The sequence below is a fragment of the Immundisolibacter sp. genome, from assembly GCF_028696615.1.
Classification (GTDB): domain Bacteria; phylum Pseudomonadota; class Gammaproteobacteria; order Immundisolibacterales; family Immundisolibacteraceae; genus Immundisolibacter.
On sequence record NZ_JAQVGQ010000135.1, the window covers coordinates 1 to 7484 of the forward strand.

Annotated in this window: 9 protein-coding genes and 1 pseudogene; 5 read left to right on the forward strand and 5 right to left on the reverse strand. The window is 71.7% G+C overall.

The window, feature by feature from the left end; all coding sequences use genetic code 11:
- Both PHC73_RS09485 and PHC73_RS09490 read right to left on the reverse strand, forming a co-directional pair.
- The coding region (locus PHC73_RS09485; protein WP_300127118.1) for a radical SAM protein at positions 1-676 on the reverse strand (676 nt) is incomplete at its 3' end.
- Between the two features lie 68 nt (positions 677-744).
- Complete coding sequence (locus PHC73_RS09490) at positions 745-1911, reverse strand: pyridoxal phosphate-dependent aminotransferase (protein ID WP_300127121.1); 1167 nt, start codon at positions 1909-1911, stop codon at positions 745-747.
- Between the two features lie 130 nt (positions 1912-2041).
- On the opposite strand from PHC73_RS09490, the gene PHC73_RS09495 reads away from it, so the two are divergent.
- The 3 genes from PHC73_RS09495 to PHC73_RS09505 are packed head-to-tail and all read left to right on the forward strand — an operon-like array spanning position 2042 to position 3710.
- A complete protein-coding gene (locus PHC73_RS09495; protein WP_366949845.1) occupies positions 2042-2632 on the forward strand; it encodes an RnfABCDGE type electron transport complex subunit B in 591 nt (196 codons plus the stop codon).
- Entirely contained in the window at positions 2629-3291 is a 663-nt protein-coding gene (gene nth, locus PHC73_RS09500; protein WP_300127127.1) for an endonuclease III, read from the forward strand. The genes PHC73_RS09495 and nth overlap by 4 nt, the downstream gene beginning before the upstream one ends.
- Complete coding sequence (locus PHC73_RS09505) at positions 3291-3710, forward strand: DUF1841 family protein (protein ID WP_300127129.1); 420 nt, start codon at positions 3291-3293, stop codon at positions 3708-3710. The genes nth and PHC73_RS09505 overlap by 1 nt, the downstream gene beginning before the upstream one ends.
- A 105-nt stretch (positions 3711-3815) precedes the next feature.
- Here PHC73_RS09505 and PHC73_RS09510 read toward each other — a convergent pair whose 3' ends face one another.
- Both PHC73_RS09510 and alr read right to left on the reverse strand, forming a co-directional pair.
- A complete protein-coding gene (locus PHC73_RS09510) occupies positions 3816-4208 on the reverse strand; it encodes a RidA family protein (RefSeq protein WP_300127132.1) in 393 nt (130 codons plus the stop codon).
- 47 nt (positions 4209-4255) lie between these two features.
- Complete coding sequence (gene alr / locus PHC73_RS09515; protein ID WP_300127135.1) at positions 4256-5359, reverse strand: alanine racemase; 1104 nt, start codon at positions 5357-5359, stop codon at positions 4256-4258.
- A gap of 55 nt (positions 5360-5414) precedes the next feature.
- Here alr and PHC73_RS09520 point away from each other — a divergent pair, with 55 nt between their 5' ends.
- Entirely contained in the window at positions 5415-6311 is an 897-nt protein-coding gene (locus tag PHC73_RS09520; RefSeq protein ID WP_300127138.1) for an alpha/beta hydrolase, read from the forward strand.
- A 93-nt stretch (positions 6312-6404) separates the two neighbouring features.
- Here the strand turns inward: PHC73_RS09520 and PHC73_RS09525 are convergent, their stop codons facing one another.
- Positions 6405-6824 (reverse strand): BphX family protein, encoded by a 420-nt coding sequence (locus PHC73_RS09525; protein ID WP_300127141.1) that lies wholly within the window; start codon positions 6822-6824, stop codon positions 6405-6407.
- Between the two features lie 411 nt (positions 6825-7235).
- Here PHC73_RS09525 and PHC73_RS09530 point away from each other — a divergent pair.
- Positions 7236-7484: pseudogene (locus PHC73_RS09530) on the forward strand (molecular chaperone HtpG); the annotation flags it as partial.

Below are 7484 nucleotides of genomic sequence, written 5' to 3' on the forward strand. Positions count from 1 at the left end.
GGCCGGGCCCGCGCGCCAGCGTGACGATTTCGGTCCGAAGCGCCCGGCCGCCGTGAAAACCGGTGCGGTACTTCACATCCACGCCGTAGGCGCTGGTGTCCTGCGAGATCACCAGCAGCTCGCGCACGCCGGCGTCGACCAGCGCCTCGGCCTCGGTCAGCACCTCGCCGATCGGCCGGCTCGCGAGATCGCCGCGCAGCGACGGGATGATGCAGAAGCTGCAGCGGTGGTTGCAGCCCTCGGAAATCTTGAGGTAGGCGTAGTGCGGCGGCGTCAGACGCAGGCCCTGCGGCGGCAGCAGATCGACGTACGGATCGTGCTCGCGCGGCGCCGGGGCCGGCAGGTGTTGCTGCACCGCGGCCACCACCTCGGCATACGCATGCGGTCCCGTGACGGCCAGCACCTGCGGGTGGCGATCGAGAATCTCGTGCGCCTGGGCGCCCAGACAGCCGGTGACGATGACGCGGCCGTTCTCGGCCAGCGCCTCGCCGATGGCGTCCAGCGACTCCTGCTTGGCGGCGTCGATGAAGCCGCAGGTGTTGACCACCACCAGATCGGCGCCGGCGTAGCTGGACGACAGCTGGTAACCGGTGCCGCGCAGCTCGGTCATGATGCGTTCGGAATCCACCAGCGCCTTGGGACAGCCCAGGCTGACGAAGCCGATTTTGGCGGACATGTAAAAGGAGGGGGCAGGACGCGAGGGGCGGCGATTCTATACCAGTCGGGGGGCGGCGGCCGGCGCGTTCACGCCAGCCAGCGGCGCAGGCGCGCGATGGCCTCGGCAATGCGCTCGGCGGAGGTGGTGTAGGCAAAGCGCAGGTGGCTGCGCGCCGTGTGGTGGCCGAAGTCGAGGCCGGGCGTGGCGGCGACGCCGGCCTCATCCAGCAGGCGCAGCGAGAAATCGAAGCTGTCGGCGGCAAAGCGCTCGCAGCCGGCGTAGATGTAAAACGCGCCCTGCGGCGTGACCGGGATGTCGAAACCCAGCTCACGCAGCGCCGGCAGCAGCCGATCGCGCCGGGCGCGGAATTCGTCCCGCCGCGCGTCGAGCAGCGCGAGCGTGCCGGGCTCGAAGGCCACGAGCGCCGCGTACTGGGCCGGCGTCGGCGGCGCGATGAACAGGTTCTGCGCCAGCTTCTCCACGCTGCGCAGCAGCGCGTCCGGCACCACCAGCCAGCCGAGGCGCCAGCCGGTCATGCCGAAGTATTTGGAAAAGCTGTTCACCACCACGGCGTCGGCATCACAGGCGAGCGCCGTGCAGGTGTCCGCGCCGTAGATGAGGCCGTGATAGATCTCGTCGGCGATCAGCGCCACGCCACGCTCGCGCAGCAGCGTGGCGATGCGGGCGAGTTCGGCGCGGTCGATGACGGCGCCGGTCGGGTTGGCCGGCGAGGCCAGCAGCACGGCCCGCGTGCGCGGCGTGAGTGTGGCGTCGATCTGCGCGGCCGTCGGCTGCCAGTTGCTGTCGGGGCCGACCGGCAGGTCCACCGGCACGCCGCCGGCGAGCTGCACGAAGTGCCGGTTGCAGGGGTAGCCGGGATCGGTGAGCAGCACCTCGTCGCCGGGGCCGATGAGCGCCCACAGCGCCATCTGCAGCGCGCCCGAGGCGCCGACGGTGACCACCACCCGCCGCGGCGCGACCGTCACGCCGTGGCGCGTGCGGTAGAAGGCCGCGATCGCCTCGCGCAGTGCCGGCAGGCCGAGCGCCAGCGTGTAGTGCGTGTGGCCGTCGCGCAGGGCACGGACGCCGGCCTCGACGATGGGTTCGGCGGTGGAGAAATCCGGCTCGCCGACTTCCATGTGCACGATGTCGCGCCCGGCGGCCGCGGCGGCCTGGGCGCGGCCCATGACTTCCATGACGTGGAACGGGGCGATGTCCGCCATGCGGGCGGCGGGGCGCAAGCGATCGGTCATGCGTGAACGCGGTGGTGGTGGCGATCGCGGCAGTCTAGTCGATGCGCTGCGCGACGCCGCGGCGGATTCACCGTCTGTAGCCGCGAAACCCATTCTTTCCCACCCGGGCCGCAGCACTAAAATGCCGGCCATGCCTGCCGTGACCGACTCCCTCGCCGATGCCATCGACGCCCTGCTGCCGCAGACCCAGTGCGGGCGCTGTGGTTACGACGCCTGCCGCCCGTACGCGCAGGCGTTGGCCGGCGGCGCGTGTGATCTGAACCGCTGCCCGCCGGGCGGCGAGGCGCTGATCGCCGCGCTGGCGGTGCTGCTCGGCCGGCCGGCGCGGGCGCTCGATGCGGCCTGCGGGCCGGCGCCGCCGCCGCAGCGGGCGTGGATCGACCCGGACGCCTGCATCGGCTGCACCAAGTGCATCCGGGCCTGCCCGGTGGACGCCATCGTCGGCGCCGCCAAGCGCCTGCACGGCGTGATCGCCGACGAGTGCAACGGCTGCGGCCTGTGCGTGGCGCCGTGCCCGGTGGACTGCATTCACCTGCTGGCACAGCCGGCACCCGGCGAGGCCGAGCGCGCCGCCCGCGCGGCCGTCAACCGTCGCCGCCACCAGGCGCGCCAGCGGCGGCTGGCGGTGCAGCAGGCGGCCCCGTCGCCGGCCGGTGTGTCGTCCGAGGTGCAGGAGGCGCTGGCCCGGGCGCGCGCCTTGCTGGCGGCGCGCGGCGCATGAACGCGCAAAAACGCCGCGCCATCTTCGAGCGCTTTCGCGCGGCCATGCCCCATCCCACCACCGAGCTCAACTACCGCACGCCGTTCGAGCTGCTGGTGGCGGTGATCCTGTCCGCGCAGGCTACCGACAAGAGCGTGAATGCCGCCACCGCCAGGCTGTTTCAGGTGGCCAACACGCCCGAGGCCATGCTGGCGCTGGGCGTGGAGGGCCTGAAGTCCTACATCCGCCACATCGGCCTTTACAACAGCAAGGCCGAGAACATCATCAAGACCTGCCGGATCCTGGTCGAGCAACACGGCGGGCAGGTGCCGCGCGACCGCAAGGCGCTCGAAGCGCTGCCGGGCGTCGGGCGCAAGACCGCCAACGTGGTGCTGAACACGGCGTTTGGCGAGCCGACCATCGCCGTCGACACGCACATCTTTCGGGTTGCCAACCGCACCGGCCTGGCGCCCGGCAAGACGGTGCGGCAGGTGGAAGAACGCCTGCTGAAAGTGACCCCGCCCGAGTTCCGCCACGACGCGCACCACTGGCTCATCCTGCACGGCCGCTACGTGTGCACGGCGCGCAAACCGCGCTGCGGGCAGTGCCTGATCGCCGATTTGTGCGAGTGGCCGGACAAGGCGGCCGCCGTCGCCGCCGCCGACAAGGCGCACGCCTGATGTTCGGTCAGGACCGCGACAGCCTGCGCCGCGCCTATGCCGACGCCTGGCGGCGTCACCGGGACGGCCTGCCGCTGGACCTGCAGCAGCAGCGCATCGCCGACGTGCTGCGCCTGCACCCGGAGTACCAGGACTTTGTGCTGGCGCCGGACGCGCTCACGCAGGAATTCGACGGCGCCGACGGGCGCACCAATCCCTACCTGCACATGGGTCTGCATCTGGCGGTGCGCGAGCAACTCGCCACGCGCCTGCCGCCGGAGGCGGCGCAGGCCCACGCGCGCCTGGTCAAGCGTCTGGGTGACGCGCACGCCGCCGAGCACCGGCTGATCGACTGCCTGGCGCTCGAACTGTGGCAGGCGCAGCGCGACGGCCGCGCGCCGGACATGGACGCCTACCGCGAGGCGCTGCGGGGGCTGTAGCGGTCCGGCATGCCCTCTCCCGGCCTTGCCGCCACCCTCTCCCGCAAGCGGCGGGGCAGGTTCACTTTCCTCTCGCCTGCCTGCGGGAGAGGGCAAGGATTACGTTCAGGCGCCGTCGGCGATGATGGCGTCGGCCTCGATCTCGACCAGCACGTCCGGCTCGAACAGGGCGTTGACGCCGATCAGGCTGCTGGCCGGCGGATGTTCGGCGAAGGCTTCGCAATGGGCGCGGGCCACCGCCTCCCAGTCGCTCATGTCGACCACGAACACGCGCGTGCGGATCACGTCGGCCAGCGTGCCGCCGACCGCCGCCAGCGCGGTTTGCAGGTTCTCGATCGCCTGGCGGGCCTGGGCGTAGGCGCCGCCCGGCACGATGTGGCCGTCCACGTCGCGCCCGGTGCTGCCGGATACCGCCACGTGTGGGCCGCGCCGCACGGCCTGGCAGAAACCGAAGGCTTCCTCGCCGGCGCTGCCGACGGCATAGCGACTCAGTTGCATGGTTTTTGCTCCTGCAATTGCCGAAAAATTTCGTCTCTGGAGGCGGTTCAGCCGGGCGCAGCGTAGCGCCGCCGGCACAGCCGGCCCAGATGCGTCAGCAGCTCGTAGCCGATGGTGCCGGCGGCGTCGGCCAGCGCGTCCACGTCGTAGCCGGCGCCGAGCAGCTCCACCTCGTCGCCCGGGCGCGGCGTGCCGGCCGGCAGCGCGCTCACGTCCAGCATCAAAAGGTCCATCGACAGCCGGCCGATCAGCGGCACGCGCCGGCTATCGACCAGCGCCGCGGCGCGGTTGCTGGCGGCGCGCGGGTAGCCGTCGGCATAGCCGCAGGCCACGGTGGCGATGCGTCCGGGCGCCTGCATGCGGTAGCTGGCGCCGTAGCCGACGCTGGTGTCCTCGCGCACGTCGCGCACCTGCAGCACGGGTGCTGTCAGGCGCACCACCGGCTGCAGCGGATTGGCTTGCGGCGGCCGCGGGTTCAGGCCGTACAGGCCGGCGCCGGGGCGCACCAGGTCGAAATGCCAGTCCCGGCCGAGCAGCACGCCGGATGAGTTGGCGAGACTCGCCCGCGGCCGGCCGAGCGCCTGCCAGGCGGCGGTGAAACGCTCGAGCTGCTGGCGGTTCAGCGGATGCGCGGCCTGCTCGGCGCAGGCCAGGTGCGAGATCAGCAGCGCGAGCGCGCCCGGGCGGCGCCAGCGCGCGCCGAGCCGCGGCAGGTCGGCGGCGTCCAGGCCCAGGCGCGTCATGCCGCTGTCGATCTGCAGCGCCGCCGGCGCATCGGGCGGGAAATCGGCCTCGAAGGCGGCCACCTGCGTGGGATCGTTCAGCACCGGCAGCAGGCGCGCGGCGCGCAGCGCCGGCAGCTCGGCCGGCAGGTAGCCGTTGAGCACATAGATTTGCGCCTCGGCCAGCAGCGCGCGCAGCGCCGCACCCTCGCCCACGCTGGCGACGAAGAACTCGCGGCAGCCGGCTCGCCACAGCGTGCGCGCCACCGGCGCCAGACCCAGGCCGTAGGCGTCGGCCTTCACGCAGGCGGCGCAGGCGGCCGGCGCGGCGGCGCGGGCGAACCAGCGGTAATTGGCGGCGACGGCGGCCAGATCGACGTCGAGCGTCGCCGCGCGCAGGAGCGGCTCGGCGGGAAAGCTAGAATCCATGGCGCATTGGCCGGCAGGGCAATGCCGCATTTTGCCACCGCCGCCGCGCCGCCCCATGAACGCCCCCGCCGACATCGACTGCCACATCGACTGGTTGAGCACCGACGACGGCGCGCGCCTGCGCCGCGGCCACTGGCGGCCGGCCGCGCCGCGCGGGCGGGTGCTGCTGCTGCAGGGGCTGTCGGAGTTTTTGGAGAAGTACACCGAGGTGGCGCAGCAGCTCACCGCGCGCGGCCTGGAGGTGTGGAGCTTCGACTGGCGCGGGCAGGGGCATTCCACGCTCGGCGAGCGGCCGCCGGCGGATGCCTTCGAGCGGCACCTGGCCGATCTCGAGCTGGTGCTGGCAGACCTGCCGCCCGGCCCGCCGCCGTTGCTGCTGGCGCACTCTATGGGCGCGCACCTGGCGCTGCGCCAGATGTCGCGCCGGCCGCGGTCGGTGGCGCGGGCGGTGTTGTGCGCGCCGATGATCGGCATCCACACCCGGCCGTGGCCGCAGCGCGTGGCGCGACGCCTGGCGCGGCTGATGATCCGCTTGGGGCTCGGCCGGCGCAGCCTGCCCGGGCGCGCCAATTACACGCCGGTGTCCATCCCGTTCGCCGTCAATCCGCTGACTTCGGACCGCGCCAGTTACGAGCGCCTGTGCCGGCGCATCCGGGCCGATCCCGGTCTTGCCTTCGGGCAGGTGGACTGGTACTGGCTGGCGGCGGCGTTCGAGTCGCTGGACCGCCTGCATGCCGTCGATCCTTCGCTGCTGGACACGCCGCTGCTGATGCTGCTGGCCGGGCGCGATCAGGTGGTCGACAGCGCCGCCGCGGCCGCCTTCGCGGCGCGCCTGCCGCAGGCGCGCGTGCAGTGGATCGCCGGCGCCCGCCACGAGTTGCTGCAGGAGGCGCCGGCCATCCAGGCCGCGGTATGGGCGGCCATCGACCGCGAGTTTGCGGCGGCGGGGTGAGGCGGGATGCGTGGGGGAGGATTCGCGGCTGAAGCCGCTCCTACGACGAACCGAACCCTGTAGGAGCGGCTTCAGCCGCGAACGGCCGGGCCTTCAGCCGCGCGCCTGGCTCGGGAACAGCGCCCGCCAGGCGGCCACGGCCCAGGCGATCCACACCGCGTGGATCACCAGCGTGGTGATGCCCATCCAGTCCGCCTCGTGGCTCCACACGATGCTGTACAGGTCCCACAGGCCGTCGACCACCTCGGTGACGATCACCACCGGGATCACCGCCGCGTAGCGGCGCGGGTCGCGCGCGCCCCACAGCGCCACCAGGCCGATGGCGCCGAGCTGGATGCCGACGATGATCCAGGCGTCCTGCAGCAGCCGGAACACCGGCTCGCCGACGTGCAGGTCGACGCCCGGGTACATGGCGCCGAGGTAAGCCGAGGTGGCGAACGGCAGGGTGCCGAGGAAGTTGAACACGGCATAGAAGATGCCGACGGCGATGAAGAAGATGCGGGCGGTTTTCATGGCACGACTCCGTGTGACCTAGGGAGATGCTGAAAAATTCCCTCCCTGGATTTTTTCAGCTCGCCGTCGCGCGGTACACGCCCGCGCGACGCTCAGTGAATCAAGGGCTTGCGCCCTTGATTCACGCCGGGGCAGGATGCCCCGGACGGAAAACGCTGAACAAATCAGCGTTTTCCTAGAGAAAGAGCGCTTGCAGTTATACAGCGCATTTCGCACCGCAGGGGCGAGCGCTGGGGCAGGTTTTTTTTCCCTCTCCCGCGCGCGGGAGAGGGTGGCCGCAAGGCCGGGAGAGGGTAAAAACGCGAAGCCGCCCTTGTATTCGCCGCCCGGCGACCCCACAGAAAAGCGACCTTGCGCCACGGCCGCGAGCCGCGTCGCGCGACCGGATCGCTCCCACCGCACGAGGCCGTCATGACGCACGCCGAAACGCTCGCCTTCACCACCGAAACCAGTCAGCTGCTGAAGCTGATGATCCACAGCCTGTACAGCAACCGCGAGGTCTTTCTGCGCGAGCTGGTCTCGAATGCCTCGGACGCGCTCGACAAGTTGCGCTTCGAGGGTTACCGCGACCCGGCGCTGCTGGACGGCGGCGGCGAGCTGCGGATCGAGGTCGAGTGCGACCCCGTCGCGCACACAGTGACGGTGCGCGACAACGGCATC